26 protein-coding genes, 1 tRNA gene and 1 pseudogene are annotated in these 25,560 nt (G+C 37.7%); 24 read left to right on the top strand and 4 right to left on the bottom strand.

The window, feature by feature from the left end; genetic code table 11:
* The 9 genes from NT145_02800 to NT145_02840 form a co-directional block, all read left to right on the top strand.
* Window positions 1-1,488, top strand: a 1,488-nt coding sequence (locus tag NT145_02800; GenBank protein MCX5781621.1) for a hypothetical protein, incomplete at its 5' end; no start/stop codon positions are given.
* Window positions 1,489-1,505: 17 nt separating this feature from the next.
* Window positions 1,506-2,027, top strand: a complete 522-nt coding sequence (locus tag NT145_02805; GenBank protein MCX5781622.1) for a hypothetical protein — start codon at window positions 1,506-1,508, stop codon at window positions 2,025-2,027.
* On the top strand, window positions 2,024-2,554 hold the full coding sequence (locus NT145_02810; GenBank protein MCX5781623.1) for a hypothetical protein: 531 nt from the start codon (window positions 2,024-2,026) through the stop codon (window positions 2,552-2,554). The genes NT145_02805 and NT145_02810 overlap by 4 nt, the downstream gene beginning before the upstream one ends.
* Window positions 2,460-3,644, top strand: coding sequence for a Tad domain-containing protein (locus NT145_02815; protein ID MCX5781624.1), 1,185 nt, complete (start codon window positions 2,460-2,462; stop codon window positions 3,642-3,644). The genes NT145_02810 and NT145_02815 overlap by 95 nt, the downstream gene beginning before the upstream one ends.
* 4 nt (window positions 3,645-3,648) lie before the next feature.
* Window positions 3,649-4,155 (top strand): hypothetical protein, encoded by a 507-nt coding sequence (locus NT145_02820; GenBank protein MCX5781625.1) that lies wholly within the window; start codon window positions 3,649-3,651, stop codon window positions 4,153-4,155.
* Window positions 4,156-4,189: 34 nt separating this feature from the next.
* Complete coding sequence (locus NT145_02825) at window positions 4,190-4,357, top strand: Flp family type IVb pilin (protein MCX5781626.1); 168 nt, start codon at window positions 4,190-4,192, stop codon at window positions 4,355-4,357.
* 54 nt (window positions 4,358-4,411) lie between these two features.
* Window positions 4,412-4,675: a DUF4321 domain-containing protein gene (locus tag NT145_02830; GenBank protein MCX5781627.1), complete on the top strand. Its 264-nt coding sequence runs from the start codon at window positions 4,412-4,414 to the stop codon at window positions 4,673-4,675.
* A 49-nt stretch (window positions 4,676-4,724) separates the two neighbouring features.
* Window positions 4,725-5,372, top strand: a complete 648-nt coding sequence (locus tag NT145_02835) for a Maf family protein (protein MCX5781628.1) — start codon at window positions 4,725-4,727, stop codon at window positions 5,370-5,372.
* Window positions 5,373-5,548: 176 nt separating this feature from the next.
* The gene (locus tag NT145_02840; protein MCX5781629.1) at window positions 5,549-6,442 is read left to right on the top strand and encodes a hypothetical protein; all 894 of its coding nucleotides are present in this window, start codon (window positions 5,549-5,551) and stop codon (window positions 6,440-6,442) included.
* Window positions 6,443-6,445: 3 nt separating this feature from the next.
* Here NT145_02840 and NT145_02845 read toward each other — a convergent pair whose 3' ends face one another.
* The 4 genes and pseudogenes from NT145_02845 to NT145_02860 all read right to left on the bottom strand — a co-directional run bounded on the left by NT145_02845 (window position 6,446) and on the right by NT145_02860 (window position 9,351).
* On the bottom strand, window positions 6,446-7,156 hold the full coding sequence (locus tag NT145_02845; GenBank protein MCX5781630.1) for a SurA N-terminal domain-containing protein: 711 nt from the start codon (window positions 7,154-7,156) through the stop codon (window positions 6,446-6,448).
* A 235-nt stretch (window positions 7,157-7,391) separates the two neighbouring features.
* A complete protein-coding gene (locus NT145_02850; GenBank protein MCX5781631.1) occupies window positions 7,392-7,778 on the bottom strand; it encodes a polymer-forming cytoskeletal protein in 387 nt (128 codons plus the stop codon).
* Between the two features lie 19 nt (window positions 7,779-7,797).
* Window positions 7,798-8,751 carry a M23 family metallopeptidase gene (locus NT145_02855; protein ID MCX5781632.1) on the bottom strand — a complete coding sequence of 318 codons (954 nt, stop codon included), beginning with the start codon at window positions 8,749-8,751 and terminating at the stop codon, window positions 7,798-7,800.
* A 510-nt stretch (window positions 8,752-9,261) separates the two neighbouring features.
* Window positions 9,262-9,351: pseudogene (locus NT145_02860) on the bottom strand (prepilin-type N-terminal cleavage/methylation domain-containing protein).
* A 281-nt stretch (window positions 9,352-9,632) separates the two neighbouring features.
* On the opposite strand from NT145_02860, the gene NT145_02865 reads away from it, so the two are divergent.
* The 15 genes from NT145_02865 to NT145_02935 form a co-directional block, all read left to right on the top strand.
* Window positions 9,633-12,344 (top strand): valine--tRNA ligase, encoded by a 2,712-nt coding sequence (locus tag NT145_02865; GenBank protein MCX5781633.1) that lies wholly within the window; start codon window positions 9,633-9,635, stop codon window positions 12,342-12,344.
* Between the two features lie 10 nt (window positions 12,345-12,354).
* Window positions 12,355-13,053, top strand: a complete 699-nt coding sequence (rph, locus tag NT145_02870) for a ribonuclease PH (protein ID MCX5781634.1) — start codon at window positions 12,355-12,357, stop codon at window positions 13,051-13,053.
* Entirely contained in the window at window positions 13,053-13,655 is a 603-nt protein-coding gene (locus NT145_02875) for an XTP/dITP diphosphatase (GenBank protein MCX5781635.1), read from the top strand. Before rph ends, NT145_02875 begins: the two co-directional genes overlap by 1 nt.
* A 199-nt stretch (window positions 13,656-13,854) precedes the next feature.
* Window positions 13,855-14,115 (top strand): GIY-YIG nuclease family protein, encoded by a 261-nt coding sequence (locus tag NT145_02880; protein MCX5781636.1) that lies wholly within the window; start codon window positions 13,855-13,857, stop codon window positions 14,113-14,115.
* Window positions 14,093-14,166 (top strand) — tRNA-Pro (locus NT145_02885). The genes NT145_02880 and NT145_02885 overlap by 23 nt, the downstream gene beginning before the upstream one ends.
* A 246-nt stretch (window positions 14,167-14,412) precedes the next feature.
* On the top strand, window positions 14,413-15,408 hold the full coding sequence (gene galT / locus NT145_02890) for a galactose-1-phosphate uridylyltransferase (protein ID MCX5781637.1): 996 nt from the start codon (window positions 14,413-14,415) through the stop codon (window positions 15,406-15,408).
* 10 nt (window positions 15,409-15,418) lie between these two features.
* Window positions 15,419-16,876 (top strand): glycogen synthase GlgA, encoded by a 1,458-nt coding sequence (gene glgA, locus NT145_02895; protein ID MCX5781638.1) that lies wholly within the window; start codon window positions 15,419-15,421, stop codon window positions 16,874-16,876.
* Window positions 16,877-16,884: 8 nt separating this feature from the next.
* The gene (locus NT145_02900) at window positions 16,885-18,192 is read left to right on the top strand and encodes a tetratricopeptide repeat protein (protein ID MCX5781639.1); all 1,308 of its coding nucleotides are present in this window, start codon (window positions 16,885-16,887) and stop codon (window positions 18,190-18,192) included.
* Window positions 18,193-18,517: 325 nt separating this feature from the next.
* Window positions 18,518-19,246, top strand: coding sequence for a permease-like cell division protein FtsX (locus tag NT145_02905; protein MCX5781640.1), 729 nt, complete (start codon window positions 18,518-18,520; stop codon window positions 19,244-19,246).
* 3 nt (window positions 19,247-19,249) lie between these two features.
* Complete coding sequence (locus NT145_02910) at window positions 19,250-20,395, top strand: peptidoglycan DD-metalloendopeptidase family protein (GenBank protein ID MCX5781641.1); 1,146 nt, start codon at window positions 19,250-19,252, stop codon at window positions 20,393-20,395.
* Between the two features lie 22 nt (window positions 20,396-20,417).
* On the top strand, window positions 20,418-21,668 hold the full coding sequence (locus NT145_02915; protein MCX5781642.1) for a S41 family peptidase: 1,251 nt from the start codon (window positions 20,418-20,420) through the stop codon (window positions 21,666-21,668).
* A gap of 394 nt (window positions 21,669-22,062) precedes the next feature.
* Window positions 22,063-23,073 carry a tRNA (adenosine(37)-N6)-threonylcarbamoyltransferase complex transferase subunit TsaD gene (gene tsaD / locus NT145_02920; GenBank protein MCX5781643.1) on the top strand — a complete coding sequence of 337 codons (1,011 nt, stop codon included), beginning with the start codon at window positions 22,063-22,065 and terminating at the stop codon, window positions 23,071-23,073.
* Window positions 23,074-23,219: 146 nt separating this feature from the next.
* Window positions 23,220-24,248: a tRNA dihydrouridine synthase DusB gene (dusB, locus tag NT145_02925; GenBank protein ID MCX5781644.1), complete on the top strand. Its 1,029-nt coding sequence runs from the start codon at window positions 23,220-23,222 to the stop codon at window positions 24,246-24,248.
* 123 nt (window positions 24,249-24,371) lie between these two features.
* Complete coding sequence (larB, locus tag NT145_02930) at window positions 24,372-25,031, top strand: nickel pincer cofactor biosynthesis protein LarB (protein ID MCX5781645.1); 660 nt, start codon at window positions 24,372-24,374, stop codon at window positions 25,029-25,031.
* A 99-nt stretch (window positions 25,032-25,130) separates the two neighbouring features.
* The coding region (locus NT145_02935; protein ID MCX5781646.1) for a DUF111 family protein at window positions 25,131-25,560 on the top strand (430 nt) is incomplete at its 3' end.

The following is a 25,560-nucleotide window of genomic DNA, read 5'->3' on the forward strand; positions in this document are numbered from 1 at the left end:
CAAGAAAAAAATCAAGATAATCTGGGTCATCATCACCCTTCTCGCCGTTCTTTCGATGGTTGCTTTTACAATAGCTCCGCTAATAAGGTGAAAAGAAAAAAACGCGAAAAAACAAATTTATCCGCCAAAATTTTTTCGGGAATATTCTTCCTTGCAGGCTTGTCTGTTCTTGTTTACATCGGCATATCGCTTGGGAAAGAAGCCTACCGCAAGCGGCAGATTCAAAAAGAAATTGACGGCTATCAGTCAAAAATTGATGAGGCGAGGGCAGGTGTACAGGGTAAAATTGACGATATCCAGGCAAAGATTGATGAGGCAGAAGAATCCGCTTATAAAGTAATGGATGGTTATCAAAAGCAAGTTGACGATATCAGAGCCGAGGTCAAAAATACGGTTGATGACTGTCAGTCAAAAATAAACGATGCAAAATCAAGAATGGAAGAAAATGTGTCCAAAATTCAATCGCAAATAGACCAGGCCCAGGCACAAGCCAAAGCAAAAATGGAGGAGTTTGATTCAAAAATTGATGAGGCGCAGGAAAAACTAGCCAAGGCTACGGACAATGAGACTGTCAAAAACCTTAATGCCGACATAACCCGTATGAGGCAAAATATGAAGGATTCGTTAGCTGACTCAAGCAGGGGGATTGACGGTTATCAGAAAAATATTAACGATAGCATGAATGCATGTAATAAAGAGATTGCTCCGCTTCAGGCAAAAATTGACAGTACATCTAATGCCGCGCAGAATAAGATTGGAATCCTTGAGGGCAAGATATCTGAAACAAAATCTAATATGAAGGAAACGGTGGATCAATACCAGTCAAAGATTGCGGAAGTGAATGCGAGTATAAAATCAACGGTTGACGGATACCAGTCAAAAATTGATGCGGCACAAAACACCGTTAAAGCAAAAGTCGGCGAGTATCAGGGAAAAATTGAAGAAGCCCAAGCTGATTTAAAAGCAACCGTTAATTCCTATCAGACACAAATGAATGAAGCCCGCGAGGCGGCGCAAAATACCGTGAATGAGTATCAGGGAAAAATCAACGATGCGAGAGCGGCATTACAGAACTCTGTAAACGAGTATAACGCAAAGATTAACGATGCAAAGGCGAATATTCAAAAGGCTGTTGAGCAATCCCAGTCAAGAATTAACGATGTTCACGCAGGCGCTCAAGCGCCTCTAAAAGAATACAATGCCAAAATTGAGCAAGCGCAACAAAACTTAAAGAATATCTCCGGCCAATATGATGCGAAAGTCGCGGAATTTGGATCCGTAATGCAATCTAAAGCCGCGCTTATTAAAGCTGAAACTGTTGCGGCCCAGACTAATGTTCAAAATGCATTTAATAAAACGCAGGCTAAGGTAGATACACTGACAACTTCAATCGGATCTAAATTAACATCAGCAAATGATTCTGTTTCTAATTTTACCAAATCAGTAGATTCTTATCTTAAAAAATCCGGGGCACCGGCTGTGCGATAGTATCTAGGAGGGTTATCATGCAATTTTGCAAGTCTTCAGTTTTTTTCGTTGTTGTGATTGTTTTTGCTTTGGCTTTTGCTTCGTGCAGTAAGTGTCCGATCTTGGGCAAGATGTGGGGTTCAAAGCCCACTGGATCAAGTCTTGAAATATCCGATATAAGGATAGGTACGGGTGAAAATGATATTTCTAACGGCACAATTGTATTTAGTCCCAATGAAAAAATAATTATCACTTTTAATGTTAAAAATATGACAACTCTTGCTGAAAAAGGGCCTAAGGATGAAAGCATGGATTACTATTGGTTGAGGGAAGACTTAATAGTTCGTGACAAAAATGGCGGAGTAGTATTGCTTCAACCTTCAATGATAGATGGGAAAGAACCTTTATTTGCTAAGCCGCTTAAGTTCAAAAACTCCTTCACGCTTTCGGGAATAGAAGGGGTTAAACCAGAAAAATATTCAGTTACAATGATCGCAACGGATTTAATAGGTTTCCAGACCGCAACTACCACAATTCCGATAAAAATAAAAAAACAATGAGACTGAAAAATATCAGCAAAAATAACCGCGGGCAGGCGATGATAGAAACGCTTCTTTCAACCGTGTTTCTAACTATAGTAGTTTTCGCTGGCATCCAGCTTGTCATTATGGTTGTAAACGACTTAATAGCCAATGAAGCGGCTTTTGCAATTTCCAGAGTCGCAGTTGTTTCTAAAACCGACAAGGATGTTAAGGCAAAAACACTAGCTTCCGCACTTTTTTTGTTTATGAATGAAATTAGTTCGGGAAAATTGGATTTTGTCCCGTATAATGTACCGGTTGATTATGTAACATTAGAGGGAGCCCACATAAATGAGCGAACTAATCGGCCAAAAGAAATAAAAAGTTATAATACCCGATTAAAATACTTACAGAGCATAATGTTTGGTAAGCTTCTTAGCGGCTCAACTATATTGTCCATCGGAAATACGAATGTTAAAAGGAATACTTCGCGAGCGTGGATGGTTAAATCACCAGATGAAGATTACTATGACAAATCATATCCATCAGAGGTCCCTGGTTTCTAGGTGCAAATCTGAAAAAGGCCAGGCAATGCCTTATATGCTCGTAATGATTATGGTGCTAATAATTTCCTGGGCGATGATGGTCAATATTGCTAAATTGATGCAGGAACGAATGATGCTTCAAAACGCTGCCGATAATGCCGCAATATCGGTTGCTGTTTTTAAAGCAAGAACTTTAAATGCTTTAGGATATCTGAATTACTTAATAGCTTGTACTTTATATGACGGGGAAGTTGGGTTGGCTCTCGGGAAGTTTGTTGGCTGTGAACCACCTGGAATTTTTAATTATTTCAGTTTCGGAACCTGGGATGGACCTTATGGCTGGTGTCCTCCATGGACGCCATTTTTATTTTTTTGGATGTGTCTTAATGACAGTCAAAAAATGGTAGGTTCAGCTTTGGATATATGGCATGGAGGCAGATGTCCTGGGACAGAATTTTTTTCATATGAACTTTATGGAAAAAATATTGAAAGAACAAAATTCTGGGTCTCTAGGCTTCGAGAATATCAAGACGCGTTTTATGGCGCGTTTTTGATGAATGTGCTTCCATATGCAGAAAAGGTTGCATCCCTAAATAGTGAGGGTTATGAATTTAAAAAGGAAAAATTAAATATTTGGATGTCTCCACTCTTCAATGTGTTGGGTTTATACAGAAACAAAAATGGTATAAAATACTATAATACACAGAGCATGTGCCATAGTGTTCCCCCCAATCCAGAATGGCCCAGTTATCACCTGCACTTTTTTTGGACGGAAGCAATGAGTTTCAATAAGGAAAACGATTGCCACTCTTGGCTTTATGCCGATAAAAGTATTTTCAGTAAAAGCTGTAAAGTGATGATTATATTGAAAAAGAAAATAGAAAAAAAGGGTTTTATTTTTAGTAAGTGGATAGGATTGGACGATGTTGAAATGGAAGCAGTTTCTTCTGCGGCTGTATATAACAGGAATGGGCCAATGTTTCCATTAGAAACCAGAGACCATCCTTCTGATAAAATCTCGCCTGTTTTTAAGGAATATCTAAGAGCTCAATACGGAGGTTGGGACGCGCAGTTGGTGCCGAGCAATTATCTTAGAATCGTCCAGCATTGAGAAAATGAAAAGAAATCAATCGAAGGAAAATGGGCAGGCATTAATTGAGAATATCTTACTTATCCCGATAATAGTGGTCGTTATTGTAATGATTTTTTGGTTCGCTCAGATACTGCTTACCAGGCAGCAGTTGCTAATGGGGGCGAGGTACGGAAGTGATCTAATTCTTTATACGAGAATGAATGAGACTGAAATAAGGAGTGAAGTGATTGATTATTTGTGTGGAAAAGAAAACGAAGGCAGAGTTCTCGATAAAAAAATATTGGAAAACAATAATATTGAAATCAGAATAAATAGAGACGCTTTGAATCCGTTGCAGCAAATATATTATGGAGGAAATGGAATCGAGAAATATTCATCCTATGTAAAGGTTGCCTACGATTTTGATACTCCGAAGCTTTTTTCTGCGTGGAGTCGTTACATTGGGGGAGGCGGAATAATAAAAAAACTAAAGATTGGGGCGCGGTCTGAAGTGCTTGCCGGGACTGGATGTAAAGGTGATAGGTATTAATTTTCAAAAAATCTTATAAAAGGAGGTGAAAAAAATGATAAAAAATTTCTTAAAAGATGAAAGAGGACAGGGAATGACCGAGTATATCCTCATAGTTGCTTTAATTGCAATAGCAGCCATAGTAGTTGTGAGATTGTTTGGGTCACAGATTATGCGCTTGTTCACGGAATCAACTACTAAGCTTGAAGGTGTCCATCCTTAATCTGATTGCCGAATTGATTATTTGTTGATTCTTCGAAAATAAAGGAGGAAAAGCATGGGAAAAAATGTTATTTGGTTCATTTTGGTTATTGTTGTAGGCGCGCTGCTTGGTTCGTTTTTGGGCAAGTTTATAGGTATAGCGATACCTCAGGGGCCAATAAGAGATTTATTCATTGCCGATCTTACTGCGGGATTGAGTCCGGCAACGCTTGATTTGCGAATAATTGAAATTACGCTCGGATGCATGCTGAAAATTAATTTGTTGGCCATTATAGGTATTATTTGCTCAGCGCTTCTTTTTAAAAAGTTCTCAAAATAGTAAATACTCTTTAGCTTAGAAGTCTAATGTTTAGATTGCAAAATAAACATTGACAAAAAGGCGTTTATGTTTTATAGAAGAGGGCTATGGAGGATTTCGCATTAAAAAGGGAACAGCTATCAAAGGAGTTAAATCTCCTGTTATTCTTGCTTCGGTATCGCCGCGCAGAATAGCTCTTCTTAAGCAGTGGGGTTTAAAATTCAAAATAATTCCGAGCCATATTAAGGAACATACTCTGCTTAAGAAACCTTCTTTTATTGTTAAAGAACTGGCCTTAAGAAAAGCTGAATCCGTTGCCAAAAAATTAAAAGAAGGTTTGGTTATCGGGGCGGACACAATTGTTGTCTTAAAAGGCCATATTATCGGTAAACCCGCCGATGAACTGCATTCAAGGGAGATTCTCAAAAAATTGAACGGAAGTTTCCATAAGGTTTATACCGGGATTGCGGTTATTGATTCAAAGACAAACCAGAAAAAAGTTGATTATGAAGTTAGCCGAGTAAAGATGCGGAAGTTAAGCGATACAGAAATAAATAAATTGGCCGGAAAGCATATGGATAAGGCCGGCGCTTATGCGGTACAGGAAAAGGATGACGCTTTTGTTGAAAAAATATTCGGAGATTACTATAATGTAGTAGGCCTTCCATATAAAAAGACTAAAAAGCTTTTGAAATATTTTAATATAAAACTTAAATAGTTTCTGTTGAAAAACTAACAGAAACTATGATTTCACAGATTAAAGGGCAGATTACACAGATTAAAGTCCGACGATAAGAACGGTGTAATCTTTTAGAAATCTGTGTAATCAGTGCTTGTTGATGACTTTTTCAACAAGCACTAAATAATGCCCGTTAAATTAAATTGTGAGGTGTTATGAATAAAAGAAAATTTGTTCAATTATCGCAGCTGGTTGATATGTCAAGCCCGACGGCGATCTTAGAAGAGGTAAAATATAATTTTATTCAGCATTATCCTATTCACGAGTTTCTTAAGGTAAGGATGGCTTTTCGGGATTTTCTTGATTTTTATGAAGGGAGATATCCGGGATATAAAGCCTGCAATACAAAATTTCACGACATGTCCCACATAACAGACTGCCTGCTGGCGATATCAAGATTAATTGACGGGTATAACATAAATCATTTTATAAATAAATTGCCCTGCGAAAGCGTTGTAATAGCTCTGATCGCTACAATATTTCATGATGCCGGCTACATTCAAACCGTTGATGATAATGAAGGAACGGGGGCAAAGTACACATTAGTTCACGTTAAACGAAGCGCGGATTTTGTAAAAAAATATTTTAAAGAACTAGGGTACAGCGAAAAAGATGCAATTGCCGCTGGGAATATGATCGGCTGCACGGGAGTAGTCCCTGATGTCCAAACTATAAAATTCCAGAACAAAGTAGAAAAAAATTTGGGATATATACTTGGGACAGCCGACATTTTGGGGCAGATGGCTTCAAGGACCTATCTTGAAAAACTGATATTCCTTTACAACGAATTCAGGGAGGGGAACGTAAAAGGGTACACTAATGAACTTTCGCTTCTTGAAAAAACATTTAATTTTTATCACGAAATTCAGGACAGGCTGAAGAAAACGCTTAACAACATGGATAGGTATGCGGAGTATCACTTTAATAAAAGGTATAAAATCCATTTGAATATGTACCGCATTTCTATTGATGAGCAGATGAAATATTTAAAGAAGATATTAACTACACACAGGAATGAATATAGGAATATGCTGCGAAGAAAAGCGTAGGCGTTATTTCTGGAATTTGCTTTCTATCTCGTCAAGATTAACCTTTATTTTTACCGTCCGATTAAGATCTTTAAACCATTCGTTAAACACCAGTATTGTTTTCTCCTGTTTTAAATTATCCAAAAACTTCTCTCTTTCTTTTTCGTAGTTTGCCATATTTCCTTTATTAGCCCGGGCATATTCAATCTGGAGTTCAGGCTCGGTTATTCTTACGCTGGATGCGATAAACTGCCTTAATCGGTATGCCGCAATCTGTTTTCTGCGGGATTCTTCAAAGTCGCGCGGTGTTTCGCGGAGTATCTCGCCTAATATTCTGTAATAAAGAAGATGGCTGAATTTTCCGTCTTTTTGAAATGCCGGATAGTTTTGTATGTCATTTGCAAGCTCTTTATTGGACACGCTGATTCCGAATATTTTAGCTTCCTGCCAAAAAAGTTCTTCCTGGATAAGCTGCTGTATGACTTCTTGCTTTTTCTTGTTCAAAACCTCGTCGGTAATATCTTCCTTATTTTTAGTCATGCTGTTTCTTACTTGATTCAGCAAATTTGTATAGCGCCTGTAGGGAACGTCTTTTCCGTTAACTTCAACTACGGCGTCCGAGGGAGTTTTTCCGATAAAAAAATAACTGCCGAAACCGACAAAAATACCCGCAAGAAAACCCGCTATAGTGATAATAAATATTGTTTCCCTGTGCTTTCTGAAAAAATGCATCATAATTATTTACCCCGTTAGAGAAGTTCGCCGATTCCTGTCGGCGGATTGAAATAGTGCTGTTAGATGGCGGTTTACCCCGTTGCCCGCCTGCCGGCCCGCTTCGCAGCGAGGCGAGCGAGGTATGTCTCTAACGGGGTGAACCCGGATATAAAATATTTTTAAATTGGACTCAAAACCTTATTATTTCTTTTGTGTTGATTTTAAATAATTGGCAGGAATAAACCTTACGCCGGAGTTATTTGACGGATTCAACGTCAAGTTCAATTACTTTATTATCATCGGACAAAGCAACACAGCTTCCCTCAATTATTGCTCCTTCGGCTATTGAAAGCACCGAGCTGCGCATATCTCCGCGGACTTCTGCCTTTGAAAGTATTTCAATGTTGTGAATTGCGGAGATATTTCCCGTAACCTTTCCGCCGATAACCACGATTCTGGCGTTTATGTCGCCTTTAATTGAAGCCTTTTCGCCTACTATTACTCCGTCCGCTTCAACAATATTTCCTTCAATATTGCCGTCAATCCGTACGGAATTTTTTGTTTGTATGGATCCTTTGATAATTGAGTTTGCTCCGATAAATGTTTCAACGACAGATAGTCCGTTTGTTTTTTTCTTTGACATTAGCGCCTCTTATATTATTTTAGACGTCCTGAACATTTCCATCTCTGAGGATTTTCTTCAGGTATCTTGCGGGATTCACCGGTTTACCATAAAGCTGGATTTCGTAGTGCAGGTGGGTTCCTGTTGAAGTTCCCGAATTGCCCATTAAGCCGATGACATCACCTCTGGTTACCGTATCGCCTTCATTCACATATATTTTATACATGTGGCCGTAATAAGTGACATAACCGCAGTTATGCTGAATAATTACCAGACGGCCGAACCCGGGCTGCCAGTCGGCCACTTTTACTTTTCCGTCAGCAGTAGCATAAATTTTTGTGCCGCGCTCGTTTGCAATATCTAACCCGGAATGAAATTCATATGATTTGAACATCGGGTGGACTCTAAAACCGAATCGGGATGTAATTTCGCCCATTGTAGGAAAAAGATTGGGGGTAGAACGATAAATAGTGCGCTGTTTTTCAATATAATCAAATATTTCCTGAGAGCTTTGAATACGTTTCTGGGTTTCTTTTCTGAGAGCTGATGTCTGTGCCAGAATGTCTCGCTGAGTTAGGTCGGCTAATTTTCCTGCAAGGGTAAGATTGAGGCTGTTTACATCCGCTACCGTGGGTCCGCCCATACCTCTTTTTTCATTTTCAACAATTGCTTTCTTTGATTTCATATCAAGAAGGCCTCTCAAGCTTTCATCATTTTCTTTAACCTGTTCAATCATCCCGCGGGTCTTTTTTAATTCCTGCGCAAAAAAGGAAACCCTGATGCGCATAAGATTATAATCCATTTTTGCTTTCCAGTAGTCAACATGTTTTCCGGACAAATATCCTGCCCAAACAGTTATTCCTGTCCAGAGAACCAAGATAAATAATATGAAAGGCACGGAAAGCTTAATTTTTAGCGGGTTAATGCTGTTATGGGGAATAAGAACAACAGTAAGCTGTTGTTTAAATCCCTTTTTAACTTTTTGTGAAAACATTAGAAGCCCCCTAATACTTATATGTTAGAGTTAATAACAAAAAAAAACTAATATGTCAAGTAGAATTTAAAAAAGCAAAACCTTCTTAATAATAAAGAAGATTTTACTTAAATTCAGGTTTTGAGCTAAAAACTAGTAAATTCCCCAAGTTGTTGTTTTGCTGTCAGTATGGGTACAGTTAACCCATACTGATCCGTATGCTGCTGCAGTAGGATCTTCTTCATATCCCCAGCCACCCGGATAGGATGATTCTGACGCGCTGGAGACGGATATAGTTGTGTCGTAGGAAACAGGATGATACGGTGGAACAAAGCATTTGGGCATAGTTTTCATATATTTCCCGGAATTTGAAGTTAAAATACCACCTAGAGAATTATTGGGATCTTGCCCATCCGCTGTTGGATAAGGGAAAAATCCTTCCTGTTCGCCATAATAAACCGCTACAGCACTGCGTATAGCTCCAAGGTTTCCTTTCGTTACGCTTTCATTTGATTTACGAATGAGGTCGGCAAATTTAGGTATTGCCAATGCGGTGAGTATGCCAATAATGGCCACAACTATCATAAGTTCAATTAAAGTAAAACCTCTGATTTTTTTCACTTTTTTGCCTCCGATTACTGCTTTTATTTTATAGTAATTATAATCATTTGTCAATGTTTAATAATAAAATATTCTTCTGATATATAAATCACAAAAAAAATACTGAAAAAACATATTTTAGGTTAAACTTTTTGAAAACTAAGTGCGGTGCCTGGCGGATAAGGGGGATTTTGGCAAATAAGTGCTTTAGATTTCGCAATGGAAAATAGGGATTAAACTTGAAAAAATGCTTTTGTTTTGCTAACATTTTTTGAATTATAAAATTTAAAGAGAGACTTAAAATGCCTAAAGAAATGGAAAAAGTTTACGACCCTCAAAAAGTTGAAGATAGGTTATATGAATTTTGGATAAAAGAGGGTTTTTTTTCATCAAAAATAAATAAGAAGCTTAAACCTTTCACTATTGTCATTCCTCCTCCTAATGTCACCGGATCGCTTCATATGGGACATGCCCTAAACAACACGCTCCAGGATATAATTATCCGTTTCAAGAAATTGCGGGGATTTAACACGCTTTGGGTTCCGGGAACTGACCACGGAGGAATTGCCACCCAAAATGTTGTTGAAAAATTAATCAAATCTGAAAATAAAACGAGAAATGAATTGGGCAGGGAAAAATTTCTTGAAAGGATGCGGGAGTGGAAAAACTCATCCGGAGACACAATTTTAAGACAATTAAGAAAACTGGGCTGTTCTTTGGATTGGAGCAGAACAAGGTTTACAATGGATGAAGTATGTTCAAATGCCGTACTCACAGCTTTTGTGGAACTTTTTAAACGAGGCCTAATATACCGCGGAAAAACATTAGTAAACTGGTGTCCGCGCTGCCATACCGCTCTTTCGGACATTGAGGTGGAACATGAAGAAGAAAAAGGCAAATTATGGCATATCAGATATCCGTTAAAAGACGGCAGAAAAAATGGTTCGGCCGAAGAATTCAAGGATTTTATTATCGTTGCCACAACCCGTCCTGAGACAATGCTCGGAGATACTGCAGTGGCAGTTAATCCTTCCGATAAACGCTACGAAAATTTGGTAGGAAAAAAAATAATCCTTCCACTTGTTGGAAGAGAAATCCCTATCGTTTCCGACCACATAGTTGACCAGACTTTCGGCACCGGCGCGGTAAAAGTAACTCCGGCGCACGACAAAACTGACTACGAGATAGCCCTTCGGCAAAATCTGCCTAGGGTTGAAGTAATTGATTTTCACGGCAAGATGACAAAAGAAGCCGGTATTTATGCTTCGCTGGATATATATTCAGCCCGCAAAAAAGTCCTGGAAGATTTGGAAGCTCAAGGATTTTTATTGGAAACAAAAGAACATCTTCACGCGATCGGCCGTTGTTATAGGTGCAATACTCCTATTGAGCCGCTTATGTCCGAGCAGTGGTTTTTAAAAGTTGAGGAAATGTCAAAAAAAGCTATCCAAGTAGTTGACAAGAAAAAGGTGAAATTTATTCCTGAAAATTGGGCAAATCCTTATAAACTCTGGCTTGAAAATTTAAGGGATTGGTGTATATCAAGGCAGATTTGGTGGGGGCACAGAATTCCGATATATTACTGTCTGTCAAACCAAGATAAATCAAAGAAATGTCCGCCGGTAGCATCTGTTGAAAAAATTGAAAAGTGCCCTAATTGCGGCGGAACGGAAATCAAACAGGATGAAGATGTGTTGGACACCTGGTTTTCCTCAGCTCTATGGCCGTTCAGCGTTTTCGGCTGGCCTAAAAAAGAATCAAAAAATGATATTGAATATTATTATCCGACTTCAGTTTTAGTTACCGGCCATGAGATTCTATATTTATGGGTTGCACGCATGGTCCAGATGGGGCTTGAGTTTATTAAAGACATTCCTTTCAAAGAGGTTTTTATTCACGGGATAGTAAGGGACCGTTTCGGCAAAAAAATGTCTAAATCTTTGGGAAATGTAATTGATCCTTTGGGAATAATGGAAAAATTCGGTACGGACGCGCTGAGGTTTGCCCTTACTTCCAACGCGGCTCCGGGAAGGGACATGCAGTTATCGGATGATTCTTTTTTGAGTGCAAGAAATTTTTCTAATAAAATTTGGAACGCTTCCAGGTTTGTTTTAATGAACGCTCAAAATTATTCTGCAAAAGATTTTGAAAATAGATATAAAGCTGAAGAACTTGCGGATAGGTGGATAATATCCGAGTACAATTCTTTAATAAAAAATGTTACCGAAGCTTATGATTCTTATAATATGGATTCGGCTGCGCGGCTGGTTTATGAATTTTTCTGGTTCAAGTATTGCGACTGGTACATTGAAATTGCAAAAATTAGGCTTAACGGGCCGGATGAGGACTCCAAAAAGAATGTTTTAAATATCCTTATTGAAATATTATCCGGAATTTTACGGCTTTTGCATCCTATAATGCCGTTTATCACGGAAGAAATTTGGGGAAATTTAGCCGGCTTAATTCAAGTATCCGCAGATTTAAAAAGCATCCTTTTGTCAAAATGGCCGGAACCTAACGAGAAATTAATTCAAGCTAAGATTTTAGAAAATATGGGGCTGGTTCAGGAAGTTGTGGTAGCAGTCCGGACGATAAGAAGCGAGATGAATATTTTGCCCTCAAAAAATATTTCAGTTTCTATAAATGTTTCTTCGGATAAATTAAAAAAAGTTTTAGAGGAAAACCGCTCATATTTAAAAACACTTGCCAAGGCGGAAAATCTTGAAATCGGAAGTGCAATTAAAAGGATTCCTCAATCAGCCATGTCTGCCTTAAGAGGCATTGAAATTTTTGTTCCGCTGGCAGGATTGATTGATCTGGAAAAGGAAAAATCCCGGCTGCAAAAAGAAATTGAGACAACAAAAATTGAACTTGACCGCTGCAGGCAGAAACTGGAAAATGACGATTTCACAAAACACGCGCCTGAAAAAGAAGTTTCAAAAATAAAAGAACGACTCAGAGATGCTGAGGAAAAAATCCGCCATCTAACAGAAAATATTAAATCTATGTCTTAAAAGAGGAATTATGCCGATCAGGACAGTTAAAGTTGAAAAAAATTATTTGAAACATGCCGAAGGTTCCTGCCTTTTTTCAATGGGAGAAACCAGGGTCCTTTGCGTTGCAAGCGTTGAAAATAAAGTCCCGTTTTTTATTGAAAAAGAAGGTTTAAATAAAGGATGGGTGACGGCGGAATATTCTCTTCTTCCGCGGGCAGGAAAAGAAAGGACCCCCAGAAACAGGAGCACCGGCGGAGGGCGAAGCCAGGAAATCTCAAGATTAATCGGCCGTTCGTTAAGAGGAATAATTGATCTGAAAGTTTTGGGAACGCGATCAATAATTTTAGATTGCGACGTTATCAAAGCGGACGGAGGCACAAGAACCGCGTCAATTAACGGCGCTTTTATTTCGCTGGTTCTTGCGCTTAAAAAACTTCAGAAAGAGAAAGCGATAGATTCTTTTCCTATCAAAGAATATCTAGGCGCCGTAAGCGTGGGTATTGTTAAAGGCAAAAAGATTTTGGATCTTTGCGCTGAAGAAGACAATAACGCGGATGTGGATATGAACGTCGTTATGACCGGGTCCGGAAGAATCGTTGAGATACAGGGGACTGCCGAGAAAGAAACCTTTTCAAAAAAGGATTTGGATGAGATGCTAGTCCTTGCCTGGAAAGGAATAAAGTCAATAATAAATATTCAGAAAAAAATAATTGGCCAGCTAAAATAATGAATGAGTTAGTGATAGCGACAAATAACAAACATAAATACGAAGAAATTAAAAGTATCTTAAAAGATTTGCCTATAAAAATTCATTCGTTAGCTGAATTTAAAGGAATACCGCATATAATAGAAGACAAAAAAACCTTAGAAGAAAATGCGGTAAAAAAAGCTAAGACTGTTGCTAAAATAACAAAAAAATGGGTTTTAGCGGATGATTCAGGACTTGAAGTCCGATACCTAAATAATGAACCAGGAGTTTATTCCGCAAGATGGGCTGGTTCCCATTGTTCTTACGAAGACAACAATAATAAACTTCTCAAATTGTTGAAAGGTGTTCCGAAAGAAAAAAGGAAAGCCTGCTTCAGAACGGTGATCGCTTTATCGGATCCTCACGGCAAAGTATTTACGGTTGAAGGAAAAATTTGCGGTATAATAACGGAAAAAATTAAAGGAAAAAACGGGTTCGGATACGATCCTTTATTTTGGATAAAATCTCACTCTAAGACTTTAGCAGAGCTGAAAAACGAAGAAAAAAATAAAATCAGCCACAGGGCTAAAGCGCTTTTTAAAGCAAAAAGGCTTATACAATCTGAATTGACTCATTTTTAAGAAGTTGTTAAAATAGAAACAGTGATTAGTGATTAGAAATTGGAAATTAGAAGAGTCATGCCTTTTCAATTTGCTAGTATTTAGAAATTAGAAAGGTTTTATCAAATTACTATAAACTAATTACTCATTACTGTTTCATCGGGGAGTAGCGCAATTGGCTAGCGCGTCCCGATGGGATCGGGAAGGTCGCTGAAAAAAAATGTATTATCTATATATTCTCAAAAGCAAAAGAAATGGAAGATATTATATAGGTAGTACCGGAAATTTAGGTAAAAGACTTGAGGAGCATAACAGGGGGAAAACAAAAAGTACTAAAAAGTTTGTTCCATATCAATTGGAATACAAAGAGACTTTTGATACATTATCTGAAGCAAGAAAAAGAGAATACTATATTAAGTCCCAAAAAAGTAGCAGGTTTGTTGAAAAATTGATTAAATCGGGGAGTGGCGCAATTGGCTAGCGCGCTTGCTTTGGGAGCAAGAGGTCGTGGGTTCAAGTCCCACCTCCCCGATTTATAACAAGAGTGGGATTAGCGCGTCCCGATGGGATCGGGAAGGTCGTGGGTTCAAGTCCCACCTCCCCGATATAGTTTCTGATAAGCAGATCATTACGGAAAAACCTGCTCATCAGAAACTACTCGGGATGAGAAACGAAAGTATATAGGAAAACAAGAAAAACAATTTTGTTTGGAAAGGATTCTTTAAACTTTTAACTTTCAAAACTTTCTAAACTTTAAAACGTATTAAAGGAATAAACAATGCCTGAGTTAAGGCGGGACCCGATTATAGGAAGATGGGTCATCATCTCTAAAGAAAGAAGCAAGCGGCCAATTGAATTTTCCAGGGAAGAGGAACAGAATTCCAAAAAAAGCTGTCCTTTATGTCCGGGAAACGAAAAGGTCACTCCTCCGGAAATTTTTGCCTATGGGCCTCACGGAAGAGCCAAGGATACCAGCGGCTGGACAGCCAGAGTTGTTCCTAATAAATATCCGATTCTTCAGATAGAAGGAGCTTTAAACCGTCAGGGAGATGGAATGTACGATAAAATGAACGGGGTCGGAGCGCACGAAGTTATTATAGAATCTCCTGATCACGAAAAAGAAATACCTGAACTGCCGAAAAAACAAGTGGAAGATATTATTTGGGTTTATAAAGACAGAATAATTGACCTAAAAAAGGATGTTCGGCTTGAATATATTCTTATTTTTAAAAACAGGGGAGCACAAGCGGGGGCGACGTTGTCGCATCCGCATTCGCAGCTTATAGCAACCCCGATAATACCAAAAAGGGTGCGGGAAGAAATTATCGGGGCTAAGAACCATTACGACTACAAGGAAAGATGCGTTTTTTGCGACATAATGAAGCAGGAGATTTCATCCGGCCAAAGAGTTGTAGCAGAAAATGACCACTTTATAGCTTTTTGCCCTTTTGCTTCCCGTTTTCCGTTTGAAACTTGGATTTTACCGAAATTTCATTCTTCAAAATTTGAAGATATTCATCGGGAAGAAGCAAGTAATTTGGCAGGAATGCTTCAGACAGTTTTGGGAAAAATTGACAAAGTTTTAGAAAGGCCTCCCTTCAATTATATTATCCATAATTCACCTTTAAAAGAGCCGCACATGCCCTACGCCCATTGGTATCTTGAAATAATTCCTAAATTGACGCAGGTAGCCGGTTTTGAGTGGGGTAGCGGTTTTTACGTCAATCCAACCCCTCCTGAAGAAGCAGCAAAATTTTTAAAAGAATCCGAATAAAATTTAAAAAATGAAAATATTGATAACTGCAAGCGAGTGCGCCCCTTTCATAAAAGTGGGCGGTTTAGCAGACGTGGTCGGAACCCTTCCTCCTTATCTTAAAGAAGACGGCCATGATGTTAAAATTTTTATACCTAAATACCAAAAAATAGATGAAAATAAATTTCATCTAAAAAAACTTGCCTATAAACTTCAGATACCTATCGGCGAAAAATATGAAATTGCGAAAGTTATGACTGCTGTCAGCCCCAACGGGACTGATTGTTATTTTATTGAAAATGATAAATATTTCGGCCGTCCGGAAGTATACGGCCCTTCAGGCGAAGATTATCCGGACAATAGGGAACGTTTCATTTTTTTTTCGCGCTCAGTTTTAGAGGCTTCCAAAGCCATAGGTTTTCAGCCGGATATTGTTCACTGCCACGACTGGCAGACGGGGCTAATTCCCGCGTATCTTAAAACTTTGTACAGCATAGACGGATTTTATTGTAATACTGCCACGGTTTTCACTATCCACAACATTGCCTATCAGGGATTATTTAAGTCCGACACAATTAATATTGCCGGATTTTCATGGAAAGACTTTGTGTGGGATAAGCTGGAATATTTCGGGAAAATAAACTTTTTAAAAATCGGTTTGGTTTATGCCGATATGCTTTCAACAGTGAGCCCAACATACGCAAAAGAAATTCTTTATGAAGAGTCCGGGCGCGGAATGGAAAAAACTTTAAGGCACCGCACAAACGATCTGGAAGGAATACTTAACGGCATAGACTATAAGGAGTGGAATCCTTCTAATGATAAATTAATAGTTTCAAATTTTTCAAAAGACAATAGGGAAGGAAAAAAGAAATGCAAAATTGATCTGCAGAAAGTTTTTAATCTTAAGGAAAAAGAAGGCGCTCTTTTAATCGGCGCTGTCTCAAGGCTTGACCCTCAGAAAGGATATAATTTAATAAAAAAAGTCCTTCCAAAATTTGTTAATAACGATGTGCAGTTCATATTTTTAGGAAAAGGGGACAAAAATATTGAAAAAAGTCTTAATAATCTTGCTCGCAAGTATCCGTCAAAAATCGGGGTTCGTTTTGAATTTAACAATTTATTGGCTCATAAAATTTATGCGGGCAGCGACGCTTTTATTATGCCTTCCCTGTTTGAACCTTGCGGTTTAGGCCAGATGATTGCCCTAGCATATGGAACAATCCCTATAGTTAATAGAACAGGCGGCCTGTTTGATACCGTAAAAAATTTCAGCGAGAAAACTATGGAAGGAAACGGCTTTTCATTTCATCCGCCTGAAAAAGAAAATCTTCTAAAGACTTTTAAAAATGTATTAAAAACATATCACAACAAAAAAATGTGGGAAAAACTTATCATAAATGCTTTAAACAGCAATTTTTCCTGGGATAAATCAGCCCGCAGATATGAGGAAATGTATAGGAAAGCAGTTCAAAAAAAGAAAAACTAATAGAATTAATGAAAAAGATGAAAAAAATTATTTTAATAATTTTAAGTTTTTTGCTTTTTACGGTTAATTCTTTTGCCCTGGTTTCTGACCGGGTAAGTTTTGAAGAAGGAGAATTAAGAAGCGATCTGGAAAAAGACTTCTTTGTTGACCTTGATAAAGGGGAACTTTCCAAATACACTCTATATGATGCTTTTTTAATAGCTTCGGGAATTACCAAATTTTCAAATTTTATTTACTATCAGGGAAAACTGGCCAAGATAAGAGAAAGGGCTTTAAGAGAGGTAAAAAAAACCGACGATCCTTATATAGCTGCAAAAAATCTTTTATTTTGGCTGCATGACAATATTTTCAAAAAATACAGGGCTGATGCCACCTTAGCTAATGATATCTTAGATAACGGCGAGTTTAATTGCCTTTCAGGAAGCATCCTTTACACCCTCCTTGCAAAAGATTTGGGATTGAAAGTAGTGGGGGTGGTGGTTAAAGACCACGCGTTTTGCATGCTTGTTGATTCAAGAGGAGACAAAGACATAGAAACAACGATACGCTACGGTTTTGATCCCGGCACAAAAGAAATTGAACAGCTGAAAGAATTTACAAGGTACGTTTATGTACCAAAAAAAGAATATACTTTAAGAAGAACGGTAAATACATACCAATTGATAGGGGCTTTGTATTCAAATTTGGTCAACATTTTGAGTAATACCGAAAAAGAAGAAATTGATTATGATGCAGAAATACCCAAGTATAAAAAAGGTTATTATTTTGACCAGGAATCGGCAGTATTTAAAACCGATATTGAAGCATGCCTTAATAATCTTGCTTTAAAATATATCGGCAACGGCGATTACGATAACGCTTACCGGTATATCAGGCAGGCAAAAGTTTTCAATCCCAAAAACGAGGATTTTAAGAATTTAGAAAAGAAATATTTTAGCGAACGCGGAATTGATGAAGCGAAAAAAGGAAATTTTGAAAAGGGGATAGGATATCTTAAAATTGTGCTGGAAATTTACCCTTCGGACGAAAAATTGCTGAATAATCTGGCGTTTTGCTATATTTCCTGGGGTAATCTGTATTTTGAAAAACAGGATTTTGAAAATGCCTTAATTATTTTTCTGCAGGGGCTGAAAGATACTCCAAAAGATGAAGCGCTTTTACACAATATAAAAGCTTCTTACTATAATTTAGCGGTTAAAGAATATAAGAAGGGGAATTACGCAAGAGCAATCAAATATTCCGATGAAGCTCTAAAACTTTTTCCTGATGACAAAAGCTTCATAGAAATAAAACAGGCTTCCCAAGGGTTGTATTGATTAAGTAATGAGTAATTAGTGATTAGTGATGGGTAATGAGCGACGGGTGCGATAAACTGAAACTATAAATTCATAGATTAAGATCTTAATAATCCTAAAAAATAAAGAGTAAAAAGAAATTGTGAACAATTAATCCTTGCCCCGCTGGAAAATGCCGCGGAATCCTGCGGGCTGATGTGTCTGTTTTGTAAGTTATAGTTAAAAAGATGTCGTTGTCATTTGTGAGAGAAATTTATTTTCCAGCGGGGTTTACAATAAACCTGTTTTATTCTATAATAACAGTTCAAATAAAAGTCTGATTTTTTAAGGAATTTTTTAAAATACTATGTACAAAAAAGAAAATAGAATTATGTTCAGAGCTGTGCCGGTAATAATCGGCACCTTTGTTGCCGCATTATTGTTTAATGCAGTTTACCAAATGCAATTTTCTTATAGAAAGATTGCCCGGGACGCATATTTGGCGGTATTTATTTATAAAAGCTACGAATCGTCCGCAGATGAAATAAAAAAAGAGCTGGAAAGTATAAAGAATATAAAAAATATCTCATTTAATAGCAGTCCGTCTATATATGAAAAAATAGTAAACGGTTCATCAAAAATAAAAGATATCTTATTAAGCGGTGAAAATCCCTTTTCACCGTATTTTATTGTAAAACCCGAATTAATCGGCGCAGGTTATGTGGATGAATTAAAGAATAAAATTGAAAAAATTAAGGGTGTTGAAGAAATAAGATTTGATAATAGCCTTTTTAAAACTGCGGAAAAAATCGGAAATCTTAAATATATTTATCTTTCAACCTTAGTCTGCGCGGCAATAATTTTATTTGTTTCTTCTATAATCAAATTAGTCTATGAAATAATTCATTTTGAGGCGAATTTTTCAGATTACTTGTTGTCAGCTGTTTGGGGAATTGTTTTTGGTTTAGCGGGAATTATTATATATTTTGCGTTGAGCTCATACGTTTTTTCTTCAAACGAGGCTTTTGTCCCTATCAAATTTTTATTATCTATCTGGCCCGTAGGGATATTTTTGAATATTGTTTTAAAAGAATAATTTATGAGGCGGCTGTTTTATTTAATCCTTGTCCTATTGATTGCACATTTATGTATTTCTTTGGAAGCCTCGCCGAAGAAAAAAGACGACATAAGTGAAAAAAATAGAAGCTTAGCAGAACTGCAGGATAAGTTAAAAGCAAAGAAAAGCGAGCAGGAAAAATATAAAAAAGATGAAAAAAGGATTTCAAAAGAGCTGGATATTATTTCAAAAGAACTTGAACAAATCCAGACACACGGCGAGAAAATCCGGCGCGACATAATAAAAGCAGAAAATATTCTCAAGATTACCGAAAAAGAACTTGATGCTTCAAGATGGGAAAAGAGCAGATGGGCAGGGGCAGTAAAATTTGAAACAAATTTATGGTATCGCGAATATTTCAGTTATAAAAAGCTTTTTAACGATAATGTAAACGAAAAACTTATGTTTCAGGCTATTGAACAGAAGAAAAACTATTTTGCCAGCGCTTTAGATAGAGAAATGAACTCACAGATTGTGCTTGAAAAATGGCAGACTGCGCAAAGGCAATTGATGAATCTAAAAGCCAGGCAGGAAGAGATGGCTGTGCGAAAATCATCAGTTCAATCGCAGAAAAAGAACCTTTTAAAAACGACAGCGGGCAGGAGAGTTGTGGCGGAAAAAGAGATTCAAGAACTTTCCGAGTCAGGCAAAGCGCTTAAAGATTTTATAGCTAAGTTAGAAATAGAAAGAAAAGAAAAGGAAAAAGAAGAAAAAAAGGTAAAAACAAAGGAAAAAGTTCGTCTGAAACGCAAGAGAATTTCCTGGCCTTTGCAGGGAAATATTGTTGCTAAGTTCGGCAAAAATAAACATCCCGATTTAGATACCTATGTAATAAGCAACGGCATTAAGATTTCAGCAAGGCCCGGCGCTGAGGTAAGGGCAGCATTAAAAGGTGAAATAGTATTTACGGGAGAATTCAGGACCTACGGGCTTATGATAATAATGGATAACGGAGGAGGGCTTTATACAATTTACGGTCATTTAGGCACTATAAACGTGCAGGAAAATATGAAAATAAAAGAAGGGGACATAATTGGGCAAATCACGTCTTTAGAAAACCCGATACTTTATTTTGAGATCCGTTATAATGGAAAAGTAGATGATCCTCTTCTTTGGCTGAAAAAATGAAAAATAAGGAAGGATAGAAAAAATGTTCAAAAAAATGGTTGGCATACTATCAATAGGAATTGTTTCTTTAGTTTTAAGCTATTCGTTTATTGTCCCTGTAAGGGCAGCTGTTGATAAGACATACGAACAATTAAGACTTCTGATTGACGTGATGGGATTGATAGACGCTAACTATGTTGAAGAAAAAAATAATAAAGATTTAATTACCGGGGCTATAAATGGGATGGTAAGGGCACTAGATCCTTTTTCGCAGTTTCTTGAGCCGGATGCCTACAAGGAAATGAAAAGCGAAACTGAAGGGGAGTTCGGTGGAATAGGCATAAGGATATCCCTAAAAAATGATTGGCTTACAGTAATGACTCCTCTTCCCGGAACTCCGGCCTATAAAGCAGGCATACTTCCGGAGGACAAGATAATTAAGGTTGATAATAAAAATATTTACAGGATCACTATAGAAAATGCGATAAAACTTCTAAGAGGCGCGCCGGGAACGAAAGTTACTTTGTCGGTTGCCCGCGAAGGCGAAAAAGAGCCGATTGATTATACTTTGACGCGGGAAATAATTAAAATTGAAACCGTACGAAGCAAAATGATTGATTCCGAAATCGGCTATATACAGCTTATAGAATTTACTGCAAAAAGTGAAAAGGATTTAATAAAAGCTCTATTACAGCTGAAAAAAGAAGGATTGAAATCCCTTGTTCTGGACTTGAGGAACAATCCCGGAGGATTGCTTGATTCAGCCATTGACGTCAGTCAGGACTTTTTGGAAGAGGGAAAACTTGTAGTTTACACCCAAGGAAGGGAAAAAGAAACTAGAAGAGATTATTTTTCAAGAGGAAAATCAGAATTTGCAAAATTGCCGATAGTAGTTTTGGTAAATCGCGGTTCGGCTTCAGGGTCTGAGATTGTTGCCGGCGCAATGCAGGATTTAAAAAGGGGGCTTATTGTAGGCACTACGACCTTTGGAAAAGGTTCGGTCCAGTCTATTTTTCCTTTTGCCGACGGATACGCACTTCGTCTTACGACAGCGAAATATTATACCCCTCTGGGGAGAAGCATTCATCGCGATGAAAACACCGGAGTCGGCGGAATAATTCCTGATATAGTTATTGATGTTCCGAGAGATATTGAATCAAAACTATATAAGCAGTCTGAAAAAATATTTGTGAAAGGGAAAGAGCCGCAGTCTGCCGTAAAAAAGGAAGAATTAGTTGAAGATGTAGTTTTAAAAAAAGCAATTGAATTGATCAAAAACAGGAAAGTCCTCTGATCATAAATTTTGCTAAAATTCTAGAAAACTTATCATTTCAGCATATCTAATTAAAATTAATCCCCATGTAAATAGGGCTTACTGAAAAATAATTAAAATGATTGAATTAACAACACAAAAAACGATTATTTCCTGTTCAAAAGTGCACGGTTTTAATCGTTTTTCACCAAAAAGCTTGCACTTTTTATTACGAGTTTATTTTTCATTAAGCCCTTGATGGTTCGGCTTCGCTCACCATCCTGAGTTTATCGAAGGATTACGCAGATAACAACAAGATTACAATGATTTTACGTCGTAATAATCTTTGTAATCGCCTTTATAATCACTGTAATCAAGGGGGCGATACGTTTTTCAGTGCCCCCTAAATATTTTTTATAAGAAAGGTAAAAACTGTATGTCAAAAATTATTTTAGGTATAGAATCTTCATGCGATGAAACATCTGCTGCAATAGTAGAAAACGGCAGAAAAGTACTCTCAAATATTGTTTCTTCACAGGAAAATATTCATAAAAAGTATTTCGGGGTTGTGCCTGAGCTTGCCAGCCGCGAGCATATAAAAAATATAAACATAGTCATAGAAAAAGCTTTCAGCGCTGCCGGGACTAATTTCAATAATATTTCGGCAATAAGTTATACAAGAGGGCCGGGCCTGGCAGGCTCGCTTTTGGTGGGGCAAGTAACTGCCCAGACATTAGCCTTCCTTTATGATGTTCCTCTTGTAGATGTAAATCATCTTGAAGGGCATCTTTATGCATCATTCATTGAAAATCCTGAACTTAAACCTCCGTTTTTAAGTTTAATCGTATCAGGCGGCCACACAGAATTGGTTATTGTGAAGGATTTTGGTAAATACAAATTTTTGGGGGGAACCCGTGACGACGCGGCCGGAGAAGCTTTTGATAAAGTTGCAAAACTTTTAAAGCTTTCTTATCCCGGCGGCCCTCAAATTGATAAACAATCAAAAAAAGGCAATAGCGAAGCGATAGCTTTTCCAAGGCCATATTTGTGGGGAAGCTGGGATTTTTCTTTTTCAGGTTTAAAAACTGCGGTGGTAAATTTTGTTAAAAATAATAGAAAAATAAACATTGCAGATTTGTGCGCTTCGTTTCAGCAAGCCGTTATTGATACTCTTAAATGTAAAACATTTAAGGCAGCGGAAGAATTTAAAATGAAAAGAATCGTTGTCGGCGGCGGGGTTTCTGCAAATTCTTCTTTAAGAGATCAGTTTTTGTCTGAAGGGAAGGAAAGAGGGTTTGATGTTTATCTTCCTTCTGTAAAATATTGTACCGATAATGCTGCTATGATTGCCTGCGCGGGATATTTTAAATTTATTCATTACAAAAATAAAGGAAATGACGGAATTCACAGAATAGATCCCGGGATGAAACTCAAAAGCTGGAACTAAAAACAGTAGGTAGGGAGTAGCATAGCCCTGAGCGAAGTCGAAGGGTAGGCAGTAGGCAGGGAAATACCAGAAAAGGTTTTTCCTGAGTTTTCTAAACGCTATCCCTGCCCGCCGGCAGGCGCGGCGCTATACGCTAGGGATTGAATATGCATGGAAAAAACGGACAATTAATTATCGGGAATCTGAAGCTGCGTAATAATTTAGTTATGGCTCCTATGGCCGGTATAACAGATTTGCCTTTCCGTATTTTGGCAAAAAAAGGCGGGGCAGGGTTAGTTTGCACGGAGATGATTTCAGCAAGGGCTCTCGTTTATGGCGATCAAAAAACAATGAAACTTTTAACAATTTCTCCTGAAGAACATCCTGTATCAGTTCAGATATTTGGTTCGGAGCCGGATATTATGGAAAAAGCCGCGTTGATAGTAGAAAATGAAGGCGCTGATATTTTGGATATCAATTTCGGCTGTCCGGTAAAAAAAATAATTAAATCCGGCGCTGGTTCAAAACTTTTAGAAAATGAAAAACTCATGTCTGATATAATGACAAAAGTGGTAAATTGTGTTAGAATCCCAGTAACAATAAAAATTAGAATCGGACAAAATCTGAATGAAAATGTGGCTCCCCAAGTAGCAAAACTTTCAGAAAACTGCGGAGTGAGCATGGTGTCCGTGCACGGTCGGTATGCGTCCCAGGGGCATTCAGGAAAACCTGTTTTAGAAGCTGTGGAGAAAACAGTTGCTTCGGTTAAGATTCCGGTTGCAGGTAACGGCGGGATTAATGATGAGTTCTCAGCAAAAAAGTTTATTGAAAAAACAAAATGTAAGGCCTTGATGATCGGGCGTGCAGCCATAGGGGATTTTCGGATATTTCAAAGGATAGAGCATTTTTTGAATACCGGTGAAACTCTTACTCAACCGACTTGGGAAGAAAGGATAAACTTGCTTAAAAATCATGCCAAGATGTCTATTGATTACTACGGCGAGAAAAAAGGCCTTTTGATTTTAAGAAAAGTTGCGGCATATTATCTTAGAGGTATGCCGAATGCTTCCAGAATAAGAAACAAATTTAATAGAATATTAAAAAGAAGCGAACTGGACAGTCTTCTTGAAGAGATATGGCAGTCCCCTTACTTTGAGGAAGCGGAACATATAGCGCTAGCACAGAGAGAATCTTAGAAACAACGCCTAATATCAAAGATCAAATGTCAAAATTGCAAATAATATTTTAAAAATAAATAGCAAATTAGTGTCCTGATAAGTATTTTTGATATTTAATATTTGATTTTGAGGAATTTTAGAATGGATCACCATTTTGCAGAAAAAGAAAGATATGAAAGGCAGGGTTTTCCGGAAGCAATTTATTCTCCCGGAAAAAGCGTAGAACAAATTATTGATATTTCAAAAGAGCTTGTTAAAGGCAAAGGCCCGGCTATAGTTACGAGAGCTGAAAAAGAAATTTATTTTAAATTGAAGAAAAAGTTTCCCAGTGCAAAATATTTTCCTTTGGCTAAAATAATTCTTCTTAACAATGCCGTAAAAAATATTGATAAACAAAAATATATTTGCGTTGTTACTGCGGGGACTACCGATATCTCGGTTGCCGAAGAGTCGGCTGTTACCGCAGAGATTCTAGGAAACAGGGTTGAAAGATTATACGATGTCGGTGTTGCCGGAGTTCATAGGGTCCTTAAATTTAAGGAAAAACTCCTCCATGCATCATGTATAGTGGTATGTGCGGGAATGGAAGGTGCTTTGCCAAGTGTTATAGGCGGACTGGTGAAGTGCCCTGTTATAGGAGTTCCCACTTCGGTCGGTTACGGAGTTTCTTTTAAAGGGGTTTCGGCACTTCTATCAATGCTTAATTCTTGCGCCCCCAATGTTTGCGTAGTAAATATAGACGACGGGTTTGGTGCCGGAATCATTTCGGGTTTGATTAATAAAGGGGTTAATAAAATATAAAAAGTTGGTATAGAGAAAAAAGAGGAGTCCTGAGCTTGTCGAAGGACGACGGATTCGGTGCCGGAATCATTTCGGGTTTAATTAATAAAAGGTGAGAAAATGAAAATTGCGTATATCAATTGTTCTCAAGGTGTTTCGGGGGATATGATTCTTTCTTCCTTTATAAATGCCGGGATTAATCCTAAAGAATTAGAGCAGGCTTTAAAGAAATCACTAAAACTTGACGGCTGGAAACTGGAAGTTTCACTAAACAGAAAAGTTCATTTTCCCGTTACAACTCTGAATGTGAAGGGAAATATTGTTTTCAGTTCGCCTCAAGAAATGAGATCGATAATTCAAAAAAGTTTATTACCTGACAAAGCCAGAAAAAAATCACTGGCAATACTAGATAGCCTAATTAAGGCGGAATCTAGAGTTCATAAAGTTCCTTTAAAAGGCGTTCATTTCCATGAACTTAACTCCATTGATACTTTGGTAGATATAACAGGATCATGCGGTTGTCTTGATATGCTTCAAATAGACAAGGTCT

This window comes from Elusimicrobiota bacterium, assembly GCA_026388075.1.
Taxonomy (GTDB): Bacteria; Elusimicrobiota; Endomicrobiia; order Endomicrobiales; family JAPLKN01; genus JAPLKN01.

Coding starts and splice junctions, on each gene's coding strand:
- NT145_02805 (MCX5781622.1), top strand. CDS start 1,506: ATGCAATTTTGCAAGTCTTCAGTTTTTTTCGTTGTTGTGATTGTTTTT.
- NT145_02820 (MCX5781625.1), top strand. CDS start 3,649: ATGAAAAGAAATCAATCGAAGGAAAATGGGCAGGCATTAATTGAGAAT.
- NT145_02900 (MCX5781639.1), top strand. CDS start 16,885: ATGAAAAAGATGAAAAAAATTATTTTAATAATTTTAAGTTTTTTGCTT.
- galT (MCX5781637.1), top strand. CDS start 14,413: ATGCCTGAGTTAAGGCGGGACCCGATTATAGGAAGATGGGTCATCATC.
- NT145_02840 (MCX5781629.1), top strand. CDS start 5,549: ATGAATAAAAGAAAATTTGTTCAATTATCGCAGCTGGTTGATATGTCA.
- NT145_02855 (MCX5781632.1), bottom strand. CDS start 8,751: ATGTTTTCACAAAAAGTTAAAAAGGGATTTAAACAACAGCTTACTGTT.
- NT145_02865 (MCX5781633.1), top strand. CDS start 9,633: ATGCCTAAAGAAATGGAAAAAGTTTACGACCCTCAAAAAGTTGAAGAT.
- dusB (MCX5781644.1), top strand. CDS start 23,220: ATGCATGGAAAAAACGGACAATTAATTATCGGGAATCTGAAGCTGCGT.
- NT145_02810 (MCX5781623.1), top strand. CDS start 2,024: ATGAGACTGAAAAATATCAGCAAAAATAACCGCGGGCAGGCGATGATA.
- NT145_02845 (MCX5781630.1), bottom strand. CDS start 7,156: ATGATGCATTTTTTCAGAAAGCACAGGGAAACAATATTTATTATCACT.
- NT145_02830 (MCX5781627.1), top strand. CDS start 4,412: ATGGGAAAAAATGTTATTTGGTTCATTTTGGTTATTGTTGTAGGCGCG.
- tsaD (MCX5781643.1), top strand. CDS start 22,063: ATGTCAAAAATTATTTTAGGTATAGAATCTTCATGCGATGAAACATCT.
- NT145_02815 (MCX5781624.1), top strand. CDS start 2,460: ATGTTAAAAGGAATACTTCGCGAGCGTGGATGGTTAAATCACCAGATG.
- larB (MCX5781645.1), top strand. CDS start 24,372: ATGGATCACCATTTTGCAGAAAAAGAAAGATATGAAAGGCAGGGTTTT.
- NT145_02880 (MCX5781636.1), top strand. CDS start 13,855: ATGTATTATCTATATATTCTCAAAAGCAAAAGAAATGGAAGATATTAT.
- NT145_02915 (MCX5781642.1), top strand. CDS start 20,418: ATGTTCAAAAAAATGGTTGGCATACTATCAATAGGAATTGTTTCTTTA.
- NT145_02850 (MCX5781631.1), bottom strand. CDS start 7,778: ATGTCAAAGAAAAAAACAAACGGACTATCTGTCGTTGAAACATTTATC.
- glgA (MCX5781638.1), top strand. CDS start 15,419: ATGAAAATATTGATAACTGCAAGCGAGTGCGCCCCTTTCATAAAAGTG.
- NT145_02825 (MCX5781626.1), top strand. CDS start 4,190: ATGATAAAAAATTTCTTAAAAGATGAAAGAGGACAGGGAATGACCGAG.
- NT145_02905 (MCX5781640.1), top strand. CDS start 18,518: ATGTACAAAAAAGAAAATAGAATTATGTTCAGAGCTGTGCCGGTAATA.
- NT145_02875 (MCX5781635.1), top strand. CDS start 13,053: ATGAATGAGTTAGTGATAGCGACAAATAACAAACATAAATACGAAGAA.
- rph (MCX5781634.1), top strand. CDS start 12,355: ATGCCGATCAGGACAGTTAAAGTTGAAAAAAATTATTTGAAACATGCC.
- NT145_02910 (MCX5781641.1), top strand. CDS start 19,250: ATGAGGCGGCTGTTTTATTTAATCCTTGTCCTATTGATTGCACATTTA.